The sequence below is a fragment of the Pectobacterium araliae genome (assembly GCF_037076465.1).
Taxonomy (GTDB): Bacteria; Pseudomonadota; Gammaproteobacteria; order Enterobacterales; family Enterobacteriaceae; genus Pectobacterium; species Pectobacterium araliae.
In genome coordinates this window covers 3,559,104-3,571,619 of sequence record NZ_AP028908.1, presented here as the reverse complement: position 1 = coordinate 3,571,619, position 12,516 = coordinate 3,559,104, and the positions used below count along the sequence as shown (strand labels likewise).

Below are 12,516 nucleotides of genomic sequence, written 5' to 3'. Positions count from 1 at the left end.
AATGAGAGAGAAAGGATAAGAAAATGACATTGCAAAGTTCAACGCCGGTGATTACCCACATGCAGGTTATTCCGGTTGCAGGTCACGACAGTATGTTGCTCAACCTGAGTGGCGCACATGCACCTTATTTCACTCGCAACATTGTGATTCTGAAAGATAACGCCGGGAATACTGGCGTCGGAGAAATTCCCGGCGGTGAGAAAATCCGTCAGACGCTGGAAGATGCTGCCGCACTGGTGGTGGGCAAAACGCTGGGCGAATACAAAAACGTGATGACGGCGGTGCGTGCGCAGTTCGCCGACCGCGATTCTTCCGGGCGCGGTTTGCAGACGTTCGATCTGCGTACCACCATCCATGTCGTCACGGGGATCGAAGCCGCCATGCTCGATCTGCTGGGGCAATTCCTCAACGTCAGTGTGGCCTCGCTGCTGGGTGATGGGCAGCAGCGTGATGCCGTCGAGATGCTGGGTTACCTGTTCTACATTGGCGATCGTAATAAAACCGATCTGCCTTACCAGAGCCAGGCGAATGAAAAATGCGACTGGTATCGTCTGCGCCACGAAGAAGCCCTGACGCCGGAAACCATCGTGCATCTGGCTGAGGCGGCATATGAAAAATACGGTTTCAATGATTTCAAACTGAAAGGCGGCGTCCTGGCTGGTAGCGAAGAGGCAGAAGCGGTGACCGCGCTGGCGAAACGCTTCCCGCAGGCGCGCATCACGCTAGACCCGAACGGTGCCTGGTCGCTAGATGAAGCCATTGGTCTGGGCAAACAACTGCGTGGCGTGTTGGCGTATGCAGAAGATCCGTGCGGCGCGGAACAGGGTTTCTCCGGCCGTGAAGTGATGGCCGAGTTCCGCCGTGCGACGGGGCTGCCTACCGCGACCAACATGATCGCCACCGACTGGCGGCAGATGGGTCACACCATTTCACTGCAATCGGTCGATATCCCGTTAGCCGATCCGCACTTCTGGACGATGCAAGGCTCTGTTCGTGTGGCGCAGATGTGCCACGAATGGGGCTTAACCTGGGGCTCTCACTCCAACAACCACTTTGATATCTCACTGGCCATGTTTACCCAGGTCGCCGCAGCGGCTCCGGGCAAGATTACGGCGATTGATACGCACTGGATTTGGCAGGAAGGCAACCAACGCCTGACGAAAGAACCGTTGCAGATTGTTGGCGGTATGGTGGAAGTGCCGAAAAAACCGGGGCTGGGTGTCGAACTGGACCTGGATCAGGTAATGAAAGCACACGAACTGTATAAAAACATGGGATTAGGCGCACGTAACGACGCAATGGGAATGCAGTACCTTATTCCTGAGTGGACGTTTGATAATAAACGTCCGTGTCTGGTTCGCTAACCATTCTGCTTTTCCATTTTTTGAGCGTGCCGCTTCAGGTTAGCGGCGCTGGAATGATCGAGGATAAAAAATGAAGACTCCGCTGTTACCTAACCGTTTTCGCCAAGATTTGCAGCAGGGGAAAACGCTGATTGGCTGCTGGTGTGCGCTGGGCAACCCGATTTCAACTGAAGTGCTGGGGCTGGCGGGATTCGACTGGCTGGTGCTGGATGGAGAACATGCGCCTAACGATATCGTGACGTTTATTCCTCAGCTAATGGCGCTGAAAGGCAGCCACAGTGCGCCCGTCGTTCGTCCGCCATGCAATGAGCCGATCATCATCAAACGACTGCTGGATATCGGGTTCAATAACTTCCTGATTCCTTTCGTGGAAACGGCGGAAGAAGCCGCGCGTGCGGTTGCCTCCACCCGTTATCCGCCAGCGGGTATTCGCGGCGTTTCCGTGGCGCATCGTAGCAATAGCTACGGCACCGAACCGGACTATTTCGCCAAGATTAACGACAACATTACCATCGTGGTGCAAATCGAAAGTCAGGACGGGTTGGACAATCTGGATGCGATCATTGCGGTTGATGGTGTAGACGGCGTATTCGTTGGCCCGAGCGATCTATCTGCGGCGCTGGGTTACCTCGGTCAGCCTAACCACCCTGACGTGCAAAAGGCGATCCGCCACATCTTCGATCGCGCAGCAGCGCATAACAAACCGTGCGGCATTCTGGCACCGGTTGAAGCCGATGCGCGTCGCTATCTGGAATGGGGCGCAAGCTTCGTTGCGGTTGGTAGCGACCTGGGCGTGTTCCGCAGCGCAACACAGGCGCTGAGCGACAAGTACAAGAAGTAATGCATTAATTCCGCCGCGAATTGGACCCGTCATGAGGCGGGGCTATCGTGAATTGAAGTGATATCAACATCAGACAATGAGGTTAGGGCGATGAAAATTGGTTTTATTGGATTGGGCATCATGGGAAAACCGATGAGTAAAAATCTGCTGAAAGCAGGTTACTCATTAGTCGTGATGGATAGAAATTTGGACGCGGTTGCGGAAGTCGTGGCGGCAGGCGCAACGGCAGCTGAAACGCCGAAGCAGGTTGCGGAGCAGAGCGACGTTATCATCACCATGCTGCCTAACTCTCCACACGTTAAAGAGGTGGTGCTGGGCGAAAATGGCGTCATTGACGGCGCGCGTGCCGGAAGCATTGTGGTGGATATGAGTTCCATCGCACCGCTTGCCAGCCGTGAAATTGCTACCGCGCTGGCGGTGAAAGAGATCGCCATGCTGGACGCCCCGGTTAGCGGCGGTGAACCCAAAGCGATCGACGGCACGCTGTCCGTGATGGTGGGTGGTGACAAAGTGCAGTTTGACCGCTGCTTTGAAATTCTGAAATCCATGGCGGGCTCCGTAGTACATACCGGCGATATCGGGGCAGGCAACGTGACCAAACTGGCGAACCAGGTCATTGTGGCATTGAACATTGCCGCGATGTCTGAAGCGCTGGTGCTGGCGACGAAGGCAGGCGTTAACCCCGACCTGGTTTATCAGGCGATTCGCGGTGGGTTAGCAGGCAGCACGGTGCTGGATGCGAAAGCGCCGATGGTGATGGATCGTAACTTCAAGCCGGGATTTCGCATCGATCTGCATATCAAAGATCTGGCGAACGCGCTGGATACCTCACACGGCGTCGGCGCACAGCTGCCGTTAACGGCGGCTGTGATGGAAATGATGCAGGCGCTGAAAGCGGACGATCTGGGATCGGCTGACCACAGTGCACTGGCGTGCTATTACGAGAAACTGGCTAAAGTAGAAGTTACGCGATAAGCCGTGAAGCGATAGTCACGAGGCTGGCACAGGGTGCCAGCCGACTGGCAGATAAGCATTCTGATCTACCCAAGAGATTTCAGGATCTCTGCCCTGAAAGCGAGTGGGTATAAGCGCTATTTCATGAGCGCGCGGATTATTGATGCAATCGGAACGTTGATGAAATCGGATCGTTTATGAAAATAGTGATCGCACCGGATTCTTATAAAGAAAGCCTGTCTGCACAAGAGGTTGCTACGCAGATTGAAAAGGGATTTCGTGAAATATTTCCCGATGCCTGCTATGTCAAATTGCCCGTTGCAGATGGTGGAGAAGGCACGGTTGAAGCCATGGTTGCTGCGACCGATGGCAAGATTGTGAATGTTAAGGTGACAGGACCGCTAGGCGATAATATTGACGCGTTCTTTGGCCTGTCTGGCGATGAAAAAACGGCGTTCATTGAGATGGCGGCGGCAAGCGGCCTGGAACGCGTACCTTCGCAACTGCGTAATCCGTTAAAGACCACGAGCTATGGTACAGGTGAGTTAATTCGCTGCGCGTTAGATCACGGTGTTCAGCACTGCATCATTGGGATTGGCGGGAGCGCAACCAATGACGGCGGGTCGGGCATGGTACAAGCGCTGGGTGCGAAATTGTTGGATAAGCAAGACCAACAGATTGGTTTTGGTGGTGGAGAACTCGACAAGCTTACCCGCATTGATATCAGCGAGCTGGATGAGCGTATCAAAGGCTGCCGTTTTGAAGTGGCCTGTGATGTGACCAACCCGTTGACGGGGAAACAGGGGGCATCAGCGATTTTTGGTCCTCAGAAAGGTGCAACGCCGGAGATGATCGAACGGTTGGATAATGCATTGAAGCATTATGCCGCAGTAATCCGTCACGATCTGGACATGGACGTGGAACAGGTCCCCGGCGCGGGGGCGGCTGGTGGTATGGGGGCGGCGCTACAGGCTTTTTGCGGCGCGGAGCTTCGTCAGGGAATAGAAATTGTCACGGAAGCGTTGGGGCTGGATGAACTGGTACGCGATGCCACGCTGGTGATTACCGGCGAAGGGCGCATCGACAGCCAGACGATCCATGGCAAAGTACCGATTGGCGTAGCGCGCGTCGCCAAGCAGTACAATAAACCGGTGATTGGCATTGCAGGCAGCCTGACTGCAGATGTCGGCGTGGTGCATGAACATGGTCTGGACGCCGTATTCAGCGTGCTTTACAACATCTGCTCACTAGAAGAAGCGCTGGATAATGCGGCAGAGAATGTACGGATGACGGCACGTAATATCGCCGCCACGATCCGACTGGCGCAGTCTGTGTCGCCCTGAGATCCATACCGATCGTCAGTAAAAGGCAGGCGTCAATGGTACGCCTGCTTTCTGCGCGTTCATACTTATGGAAGCATCGGTTTGATATGCGGCTGGGCGGCGTTGTTGACGTTGTCGATTTCGTCCAGCAGCTCTAGCCATTCGGGTTCCAGCTCGCTGGCGTGAACACCTTTACGCAGTTGTTGTTCCAGATAGCGACAGATGCGTTTCAGACGCGGGACACCGCTGTAGCTGCAACTGCCGTGCAGTTTATGAACCAGCTCGATGATGTCATCATCCGTCTGGCCCTTCAGCACGTTTTCTATCTTCCGTCGCACTTCCGGTAGGAAATCCAACAACATTTGTAGCAGGTCACGCGCCAGTTCCGGCTTGTTAGCGGCCTGTTGCTGTGCCAATGCCCAGTCGAGTGACAGTTGGCTATCATCGTGCTCGTTCAGCAGACTTGTCATGTCGCCCCGATCACGCTTCAGCGGATCTTTTCGTGCATGACGTGTCAGCACGCTTTTTAGCATCTGCTCGTCTATCGGTTTCGCCAGATAGTCATCCATACCTGAACGCAATAGATGATCACGTTCACCCGTCATGGTCTGCGCGGTCACCGCGATAATCGGCGTAGTCGCATGATGAGGGATCTGGCGGATCAGCTCGCTGGCGCAAATACCGTCCATACCCGGCATTTGAATATCCATGAGAATAATGTCGCACTGATTCAGTTCTGCCTGTGCAATCGCATCTTGTCCGCTTTCGCACAGGATAATCGTCTCGACCTGCTCTTCCAGCAGCGTGCCGATCAGTTTCAGATTGGCTGGGTTGTCATCTACTGCCATCACGCTCAGCGGCAGACGAGCCGGATGGTGTAGTGCATTCTGCTGCGCGGCGGTGTCGCTCGGCAGGAAAGAGAGCTGAAACAGCGTGCTGTCCTGTAGTAGTGGCAACAGGCGTGATGAGGCAAGCGGTTTGCTCAGACAGGCATGCACGCCGAAGGTTTTCAACTGCTCGGCATCCATTTGCGCCAGACTGGGTAGCGCCAGAATCACACAAGGCGCACGGCGGCAGATATCGCGCAATCTGGGGGTATAGTCGAGCAGCGTATTGCGATATTGCACCGGAATACCGAGCAGCAGGATATCAAACTCCCCTTCTGGCAATTGCTCAAACGTCGGGCTGTAACTCACCATCAACGGCGTCTGGCTCAGGATGTCCAGTGTGGCCTGTGCAGCGATAGGATGGTACTCGACGTAGGCCAGATGTTTACCTCGCAGCATCGTATAGGCCGGTTCGGTTGGCATGGCGTGGGGATTGAGCGGCAGCGTGATATGGAACCAGAAGGTCGAACCTTTGTTAAGTTGGCTTTGGAAACTGATGTCACCCCCCATCTCTTTGACCAAACGCTGAGTGATGACCAACCCAAGCCCCGTGCCGCCATGACGGCGTGAAATACTGGTGTCAGCCTGACGGAAGGCCTGAAACAGTTGCGATTGCTGTAACTCGGCGATGCCGATGCCAGTATCGCGTATTTGAACCTCTAGCTGAATCTGGTGGTGTTCCTGCCGCCGTTTCTCTACTCTAATGTCAATGTTGCCTTGTTCGGTAAATTTAATCGCATTGCCCAGCAGGTTGGTGATGATTTGCTGTATCCGTAGCGGATCGCCAACATACTGTTCGGGAACGTCATTCTGAATACTGAGCGTCAGCTCTAACCCTTTTTCATGTGCTGTATGCGCCAGCAACATCACAACGTCGTCCAATGTGCTGTGCAGGGAGAATGGAATATCTTCCAGCACCAGCTTTCCTGCCTCCAGCTTCGAGAAATCCAGTACATCGTTAATAATATTTAGCAGGTTATTGGCAGATCGCTCAATGGTGAGTAGGTAGTCAGTCTGGGTGGTGTTCAATGGGGTTTTCAACGTCTGGCGGGTGAAGCCGATCACGCCATTCAGCGGCGTTCTCAGCTCATGTGACATATTCGCCAGAAACTCGGACTTGATGCGTGCGGCTTCCTGCGCGCGCTTTTTGGCGAGATCCAGCTCGACGTTTTGGATCTCCATTTGCTCCAGCGTCTCTCGCAGATCGTAGGTCGCCTGATCGATGTTTTGCTGCATTTCTTCATGGTAGGCAGTCAGTGACATCGCCATCGAGTTGATGCCGTTTTTCAGCATATCCAACTCGCCGAGCATGTAACCTTCAACCCGACTATCTAATTGCCCACGGCGAATGCGATCGACGGTATCCAACATATTGCGGATCGGGGTGGTGACATCTCGCATCAGACGGTAGGCAAAAAGGACTGCGGCACCTAAAGACAGCAGCAGCAGGAGTGCGGCGATGAAAATTTCCTGGTACTGCTGAAGCTGAATAGTGCTGGTATCCAGCTCAATCACCAGATAGCCGAGAGGCGTAGTGATTCCGGGCAGTACGGGCATCGCGCTTCCCAGCATAAATTCGCTGTCATTGACGATCGGCATGTGCAGAATTAGCGCATCACTTGTGTGGTGCAGGTGCAGTTTATTGTACGAAAGCGCATCGCTACTGAGCGGCTGTAAGGTCACGTTATTGCGTACATTGGTGGTGGCCAGGAGCTGATTTCGGGCATCGAATACGCTAATGGTGCGAATAATCGCAGAGTGGCGGCGATGGAGCGTATTGATTAATGCCGGAATGGTGTCCATTTGGTGATGGGTAATGGCGTACGCGCTGATGGTCGCCAGTGGCTCAATGATACTGGTCCCCGAATCGGCTAACTGCGACTGCAACTGATTGTAACGATGGATAACGAAAAACGAGCTGAGCAGCAGCCCGATCATCAGCGTCGGCGCCAAAATCAGTATCAACATCCGTGCACGAAGACTGTATTTGGTCATGAGGTTCCAATGTGGGAGAATTAGAGGATGCTTGGCACCCTATTATTTAATTTAGTTATACGATACTGCCGTTCAACTCAAGAGATAAATCGATAGTACATTATGGCGCAATTCTACTCTCCAAACCGGCGTGTGACGACCCGGAAAGCAGTTCCTGCTAAGAACCTCACTGTTACGGTCACGTCACTTGACCCGTTTGGACAGGGCGTGGCGCGTCACGAAGGCAAGACGGTGTTTGTCACAGGTGTGCTGCCGGGAGAGCAAGCCGAAGTGCAACTGACGGAAGAGAAGCGTCAGTTTTCACATGCCAAACTTAAACGCCTGCTGACGCTGAGCCCGCAGCGCGTTGAGCCGCCGTGCCCTCATTTTACCCGCTGTGGCGGTTGTCAGCAGCAGCATGCAGAAATTGCGTTGCAGCAGAGCAGCAAAACAGCGGCATTGATACGCATGATGACGCGAGAAACAGGCGTTGAACTGCCAGCAGCCTCGCTCATTGCGGGCACACCTTATGCCTATCGGCGGCGTGCGCGGCTTGCGTTATACTTTCAGGCAAAAGAGCAACGATTGTTGATGGGCTACCGGCAGTCAAATTCTCACGATCTGGTGGATATCAAAGCCTGTCCGGTATTGCGTCCCGAACTTGAAGCGCTGCTGCAACCGCTGCGCGACTGTTTGAGCCGACTAAAAGCGGTGAAGCGTCTTGGGCATGCGGAATTGGTGCAGGCGGAGAATGGTCCGCTGCTGGTGCTGCGGCATCTCGATCCGCTGCATCCATCGGATGAGCAGGCGTTGCGTGATTTTGCCCAGCAGCAGCGTGTCTCGGTTTATCTGGCACCGGATGCCGACTCGCTGACGTGTCTACACGGCGAAGAGCCGGTCTATCACGTCGCCGGGCTGACGCTGGCATTTAGCCCGCGTGATTTTATTCAGGTCAATGACGCAGTTAACCAGCAGATGGTCGCGCAGGCGCTAACGTGGCTGGATGTGCAACCGCAGGATAGAATATTGGATCTGTTTTGCGGCATGGGCAATTTCACGCTGCCGCTGGCACAGCGTGCTGCCAGCGTTGTCGGTGTGGAAGGCGTGACGGCGCTAGTCGAGAAAGGGCGAGAGAATGCCCGGCGCAATGCGCTGTCGAATGTCACATTTTTTCACCAAAATCTTGAAGATGATGTTACGCAGCAGCCGTGGGCGGCCCAGGGTTTTGATAAGATATTACTTGATCCGGCACGTGCAGGCGCAGCAGGCGTGATGGAGCAGATAACCAGACTGGCACCGAAACGGGTGGTGTATGTTTCCTGTAATGCCACAACGCTAGCACGCGACAGCAAAGTCTTACTCGCAGCCGGTTACCGACTGGCAAATGTCGCGATGTTGGATATGTTTCCACATACCGGACACCTTGAATCGATGGCACTGTTTTTGCACGACTCCGGCACGCGGAAGGCGTAATAAGCAGAAATACAACGTCATTTGCAAGGTGAAGGGTAACGTAGGGAGAAATTATGGTTGCGGTAAGAAGTGCGCATTTGAATACGGCAGGTGAATTTGTCCCTGACGCGTGGATTGCTTCACTGGGCATTGCCAGTCAGCAATCGTGTGAACGTTTAGCCGAAACCTGGCGTTACTGTGAACAGCAAACGCAAGATCACGCCGATGCCTCGTTATTGCTGTGGCGCGGCATCGAAATGGTGGAAATCCTGTCCACGCTCAGCATGGACAATGACAGCATGCGTGCGGCGCTGCTCTTTCCGCTCGCAGATGCGAACGTCGTCGATGAACCGACGCTGGAAGCCGCGTTTGGGAAAAACATCGTTGATTTGGTGCATGGCGTGCGCGATATGGATGCAATCCGCCAGCTCAAAGCGACGCAGAATGATTCGGGCGCGTCTGAGCAGGTTGATAACATCCGCCGCATGCTGCTGGCGATGGTGGAAGATTTCCGCTGCGTGGTGATCAAGCTCGCCGAGCGGATTGCGCACCTGCGAGAAGTGAAAGATGCCCCGGAAGAAGAACGGGTATTGGCGGCCAAAGAGTGTACCAATATCTACGCGCCGCTGGCTAACCGCCTGGGCATCGGCCAGTTGAAGTGGGAGCTTGAGGATTTCTGTTTCCGCTACCTGCATCCTGATGAATATAAAAAAATCGCCAAATTGCTGCACGAGCGCCGTATCGATCGTGCGCAGTACATTGACGATTTTGTCAAAACGCTGCGCGATGCGATGAAAGAAGAAGGCGTGCAGGCAGAGATCTACGGCCGTCCCAAACATATCTACAGCATCTGGCGCAAGATGCAGAAAAAAGCGCTGTCGTTCGATGAATTGTTCGATGTGCGTGCGGTTCGTATTGTTGTTGAGCGCTTGCAGGACTGCTACGGGGCGCTCGGTATCGTGCATACGCACTATCGTCATCTGCCGGACGAGTTTGACGACTACGTCGCTAACCCCAAACCGAATGGCTATCAATCTATCCACACCGTGGTGTTAGGACCGGGCGGGAAGACGCTCGAAATTCAGATTCGCACGCGTCAGATGCATGAAGATGCCGAACTGGGCGTCGCAGCACACTGGAAATACAAAGAAGGCACCTCGGTGGGCGGGCGTTCTGGCTATGAAGGGCGCATTGCCTGGCTGCGTAAACTGCTTGCCTGGCAGGAAGAAGTGGCCGACTCGAATGACGTGCTGGATGAAGTCCGTAGCCAGGTATTCGACGATCGCGTCTATGTCTTTACGCCGAAAGGTGATGTGGTCGATCTTCCTGCTGGTTCCACGCCGCTGGACTTCGCGTATCACATCCACAGCGATATCGGGCACCGCTGTATCGGGGCGAAAATCGGTGGGCGTATTGTGCCGTTTACCTACCAACTGCAAATGGGCGATCAGATTGAAATTATCACCCAGAAGCAGCCGAACCCAAGCCGTGACTGGCTGAATCCGAATCTGGGGTATATCACCACCAGTCGCGGACGATCCAAGATCCAGAACTGGTTCCGTAAACAAGATCGCGACAAAAACATTCTGGCGGGTCGACAGATTCTGGATGACGAACTGGCGCATTTGGGGATTAGCCTGAAAGCGGCAGAAAAACTGCTGCTGCCGCGCTATAACGTGAACTCGCTGGATGAATTGCTGGCTGCGATTGGCGGCGGTGATGTGCGTTTGAACCAGATGGTGAATTTCCTGCAATCGCAGCTAAAACAGCCGAGTGCGGAAGAGTTGGATCGCGAAGCCCTGCGCCAACTGACGCAAAAAACGCATCAGCCGCCAGCACGTAGCAATAACAAAGACAATGGCCGGGTGGTTGTTGAAGGGGTTGGTAACCTGATGCATCACATTGCCCGCTGCTGTCAGCCGATTCCGGGTGATGAGATCACTGGGTTTATCACGCGCGGACGGGGAATTTCGATTCACCGTGCTGACTGTGAACAGCTGGACGAACTGCGAGCCAGTTCGCCGGAGCGGATTGTGGACGCGGTATGGGGTGAAAGCTACTCCAGCGGCTACTCGCTGGTGGTGAGGGTGATTGCCAACGATCGTAGCGGCCTGCTACGGGATATCACCACGATTCTGGCGAATGAGAAGGTCAACGTGTTGGGCGTCGCTAGCCGCAGCGACACCAAACAGCAACTGGCCACGATTGATATGGATATTGAGATCTACAACCTGCAAGTACTGGGCCGCATTCTGGCGAAGCTCAACCAACTACCGGATGTGATCGACGCAAGGCGACAGCAGGGGGCATGACTCTTGCCAGCCTTTCCATCATCGACCGTCTTTAGACGAAAATGATGTAGGGATGTAAGCGTTGTTGGCTGTTATCCGGCGTAAAAAATTATGCTGAGGAGATAGCAGGCTTAGGATGAGCCGCAGGGACGCGGCGAAAGCTTGCGCCACGCAGGGAGCGTGTCGCAAGCGGTCCGTTAAGCCTGATACCGACGAAGGCATCGCGCAGCGACATAATTTAGCCAAAAGCCTGGGTTCATAGGTGGCTGGCACAGCCCCCTATGTCGGGCGCGTGCTACGACGTAGCATTAAAATGGCGGTATTGTGGCGCACGAAATCCTCCCACATTTGCATAAAACGTGGCTAAGAGACACCGTTCACTGCGGAGATGTTGGTGCAGACTTTTGCGCACCTTATTTCCTGTTTATTTTATAATCGAGAATTCAATGAATCTATCCTCCGTCGAGCGCCTGCTCGCCATCATGAAAACCCTGCGCGATCCTGAAAATGGTTGTCCGTGGGACAAAAAACAGACTTTTGACACCATTGCGCCTTATACGCTGGAAGAAACGTATGAAGTGCTGGACGCCATCAGCCGTCAGGATTTTGATGATTTGCGCGGTGAGTTAGGGGATTTGCTGTTTCAGGTGGTGTTTTACGCGCAAATGGCGCAGGAAAAGGGCTTGTTCGATTTCTCCGACGTGTGTAACGCCATCAGCGATAAGCTGGAGCGCCGCCATCCGCATATTTTCGGCGATCTGACGCTGACGGACAGCGATGCCGTGCTGGCAAACTGGGAGCAGACCAAAGCGCAGGAACGGGCGGAAAAAGATCGCCACTCGCCGTTGGATGATATTCCTGATGCGCTGCCTGCCTTGATGAAAGCGCAAAAAATTCAGCAGCGTTGTGCCTCTGTTGGCTTCGATTGGGACAGCCTGGGGCCGGTGCTCGATAAAGTGTATGAAGAGATTGATGAGGTGATGTTCGAGGCGCGGCAAGCTGTTGTCGATGAAGAAAAATTAGGTGAAGAGATTGGTGATTTATTGTTCGCTACAGTCAATCTCTCTCGTCATCTGGGACACAAGGCTGAGAATGCGTTACAGGCGGCAAATCGCAAGTTTACGCGTCGTTTTCGTGAGGTAGAACAAATCGTTACGGCATCGGGAAAAACGCTGGAACAGGCGATGCTGGATGAAATGGAAGCCGCATGGCAGCAGGTTAAAAAACAGGAAATAGGCCATTAATCCATTTTTAATCACAAACTATATTTTTATCTATTTTAATGAGTTTATTATATTGTTATTAAAGGTGATTATTGGTTGTGGTGAGAGCGGTTTTACTTCGCCTTCGAGTGTGTTGGAATCGCCACATTGTGTAAAACGAACATTTGTGGCGTTCATCAGGTTCAGGTATACTACTTTCCCGTCTTGG

8 protein-coding genes are annotated in these 12,516 nt (G+C 53.7%); 7 read left to right on the top strand and 1 reads right to left on the bottom strand.

Annotated elements, in window-relative coordinates; translation table 11 throughout:
- The first annotated feature begins 23 nt into the window (after window positions 1-23).
- From gudD to AACH44_RS16165, 4 genes are all read left to right on the top strand, one after another.
- The gene (gene gudD / locus AACH44_RS16180) at window positions 24-1,364 is read left to right on the top strand and encodes a glucarate dehydratase (RefSeq protein ID WP_261846935.1); all 1,341 of its coding nucleotides are present in this window, start codon (window positions 24-26) and stop codon (window positions 1,362-1,364) included.
- 70 nt (window positions 1,365-1,434) lie between these two features.
- Complete coding sequence (gene garL / locus AACH44_RS16175; RefSeq protein WP_261846934.1) at window positions 1,435-2,205, top strand: 2-dehydro-3-deoxyglucarate aldolase; 771 nt, start codon at window positions 1,435-1,437, stop codon at window positions 2,203-2,205.
- A 90-nt stretch (window positions 2,206-2,295) separates the two neighbouring features.
- On the top strand, window positions 2,296-3,180 hold the full coding sequence (garR, locus tag AACH44_RS16170; protein WP_338659327.1) for a 2-hydroxy-3-oxopropionate reductase: 885 nt from the start codon (window positions 2,296-2,298) through the stop codon (window positions 3,178-3,180).
- A 176-nt stretch (window positions 3,181-3,356) separates the two neighbouring features.
- On the top strand, window positions 3,357-4,502 hold the full coding sequence (locus AACH44_RS16165) for a glycerate kinase (RefSeq protein ID WP_261846933.1): 1,146 nt from the start codon (window positions 3,357-3,359) through the stop codon (window positions 4,500-4,502).
- 65 nt (window positions 4,503-4,567) lie between these two features.
- On the opposite strand, the gene barA is transcribed toward AACH44_RS16165, so the two are convergent.
- The gene (gene barA, locus AACH44_RS16160) at window positions 4,568-7,363 is read right to left on the bottom strand and encodes a two-component sensor histidine kinase BarA (RefSeq protein WP_261846932.1); all 2,796 of its coding nucleotides are present in this window, start codon (window positions 7,361-7,363) and stop codon (window positions 4,568-4,570) included.
- Between the two features lie 102 nt (window positions 7,364-7,465).
- On the opposite strand from barA, the gene rlmD reads away from it, so the two are divergent.
- From rlmD to mazG, 3 genes are all read left to right on the top strand, one after another.
- Window positions 7,466-8,815 carry a 23S rRNA (uracil(1939)-C(5))-methyltransferase RlmD gene (rlmD, locus tag AACH44_RS16155; protein ID WP_261846931.1) on the top strand — a complete coding sequence of 450 codons (1,350 nt, stop codon included), beginning with the start codon at window positions 7,466-7,468 and terminating at the stop codon, window positions 8,813-8,815.
- 53 nt (window positions 8,816-8,868) lie between these two features.
- Complete coding sequence (gene relA, locus AACH44_RS16150; RefSeq protein WP_261846930.1) at window positions 8,869-11,106, top strand: GTP diphosphokinase; 2,238 nt, start codon at window positions 8,869-8,871, stop codon at window positions 11,104-11,106.
- A 425-nt stretch (window positions 11,107-11,531) separates the two neighbouring features.
- Entirely contained in the window at window positions 11,532-12,329 is a 798-nt protein-coding gene (mazG, locus tag AACH44_RS16145) for a nucleoside triphosphate pyrophosphohydrolase (protein ID WP_261846929.1), read from the top strand.
- Window positions 12,330-12,516: the final 187 nt, after the last annotated feature.

Bases quoted from the DNA above. Each gene is read 5' to 3' on its own strand.
- AACH44_RS16165 (WP_261846933.1), top strand. From the start codon at position 3,357: ATGAAAATAGTGATCGCACCGGATTCTTATAAAGAAAGCCTGTCTGCA.
- gudD (WP_261846935.1), top strand. From the start codon at position 24: ATGACATTGCAAAGTTCAACGCCGGTGATTACCCACATGCAGGTTATT.
- mazG (WP_261846929.1), top strand. From the start codon at position 11,532: ATGAATCTATCCTCCGTCGAGCGCCTGCTCGCCATCATGAAAACCCTG.
- garR (WP_338659327.1), top strand. From the start codon at position 2,296: ATGAAAATTGGTTTTATTGGATTGGGCATCATGGGAAAACCGATGAGT.
- garL (WP_261846934.1), top strand. From the start codon at position 1,435: ATGAAGACTCCGCTGTTACCTAACCGTTTTCGCCAAGATTTGCAGCAG.
- barA (WP_261846932.1), bottom strand. From the start codon at position 7,363: ATGACCAAATACAGTCTTCGTGCACGGATGTTGATACTGATTTTGGCG.
- rlmD (WP_261846931.1), top strand. From the start codon at position 7,466: ATGGCGCAATTCTACTCTCCAAACCGGCGTGTGACGACCCGGAAAGCA.
- relA (WP_261846930.1), top strand. From the start codon at position 8,869: ATGGTTGCGGTAAGAAGTGCGCATTTGAATACGGCAGGTGAATTTGTC.